The organism is Enterococcus sp. UD-01 (genome assembly GCF_044909655.1).
Classification (GTDB): domain Bacteria; phylum Bacillota; class Bacilli; order Lactobacillales; family Enterococcaceae; genus Enterococcus_L.
In genome coordinates this window covers 1-1,755 of sequence record NZ_JBIYEU010000034.1, presented here as the reverse complement: position 1 = coordinate 1,755, position 1,755 = coordinate 1, and the positions used below count along the sequence as shown (strand labels likewise).

The window sequence follows — 1,755 nt, the reverse complement described above, 5'->3', positions numbered from 1 at the left end:
TAAAAGTTGCTGCGAGGTAACAACGTAGACCTTTGAAAACTGAACAAAGTAAGACGAACCAAATGTGTAGGTTGTTTTTACAACGGTAAAAACAAACAACAATTTTTAACAAGCGAAGCAATATGCTAGCAAACAAATGAGCTTAACGATCGTAAGATCGTGTTCAACTTTTATTATGAGAGTTTGATCCTGGCTCAGGACGAACGCTGGCGGCGTGCCTAATACATGCAAGTCGAACGCTTTTTCTTTCACCGAAGCTTGCTTCACCGAAAGAAAAAGAGTGGCGGACGGGTGAGTAACACGTGGGTAACCTACCCATCAGCGGGGGATAACACTTGGAAACAGGTGCTAATACCGCATAATAGACGACACCGCATGGTGTTGTCTTGAAAGACGCTTTCGGGTGTCACTGATGGATGGACCCGCGGTGCATTAGCTAGTTGGTGAGGTAACGGCTCACCAAGGCCATGATGCATAGCCGACCTGAGAGGGTGATCGGCCACACTGGGACTGAGACACGGCCCAGACTCCTACGGGAGGCAGCAGTAGGGAATCTTCGGCAATGGACGAAAGTCTGACCGAGCAACGCCGCGTGAGTGAAGAAGGTTTTCGGATCGTAAAACTCTGTTGTTAGAGAAGAACAAGGGTGAGAGTAACTGTTCACCCCTTGACGGTATCTAACCAGAAAGCCACGGCTAACTACGTGCCAGCAGCCGCGGTAATACGTAGGTGGCAAGCGTTGTCCGGATTTATTGGGCGTAAAGCGAGCGCAGGCGGTTTCTTAAGTCTGATGTGAAAGCCCCCGGCTCAACCGGGGAGGGTCATTGGAAACTGGGAGACTTGAGTGCAGAAGAGGAGAGTGGAATTCCATGTGTAGCGGTGAAATGCGTAGATATATGGAGGAACACCAGTGGCGAAGGCGACTCTCTGGTCTGTAACTGACGCTGAGGCTCGAAAGCGTGGGGAGCAAACAGGATTAGATACCCTGGTAGTCCACGCCGTAAACGATGAGTGCTAAGTGTTGGAGGGTTTCCGCCCTTCAGTGCTGCAGCAAACGCATTAAGCACTCCGCCTGGGGAGTACGACCGCAAGGTTGAAACTCAAAGGAATTGACGGGGGCCCGCACAAGCGGTGGAGCATGTGGTTTAATTCGAAGCAACGCGAAGAACCTTACCAGGTCTTGACATCCTTTGACCACTCTAGAGATAGAGCTTTCCCTTCGGGGACAAAGTGACAGGTGGTGCATGGTTGTCGTCAGCTCGTGTCGTGAGATGTTGGGTTAAGTCCCGCAACGAGCGCAACCCTTATTGTTAGTTGCCATCATTCAGTTGGGCACTCTAGCGAGACTGCCGGTGACAAACCGGAGGAAGGTGGGGATGACGTCAAATCATCATGCCCCTTATGACCTGGGCTACACACGTGCTACAATGGGAAGTACAACGAGTCGCTAGGCCGCGAGGTCATGCAAATCTCTTAAAGCTTCTCTCAGTTCGGATTGCAGGCTGCAACTCGCCTGCATGAAGCCGGAATCGCTAGTAATCGCGGATCAGCACGCCGCGGTGAATACGTTCCCGGGCCTTGTACACACCGCCCGTCACACCACGAAAGTTTGTAACACCCGAAGTCGGTGAGGTAACCTTTTGGAGCCAGCCGCCTAAGGTGGGATAGATGATTGGGGTGAAGTCGTAACAAGGTAGCCGTATCGGAAGGTGCGGCTGGATCACCTCCTTTCTAAGGAATATTACGGAACTACAC

1 rRNA gene is annotated in these 1,755 nt (G+C 51.5%); it reads left to right on the top strand.

Features of this window, described 5'->3' with window-relative positions:
- Positions 1–171: 171 nt before the first annotated feature.
- Positions 172–1,731, top strand: a 16S ribosomal RNA gene (locus tag ABH902_RS15735).
- The last annotated feature ends 24 nt before the right edge of the window (positions 1,732–1,755 follow it).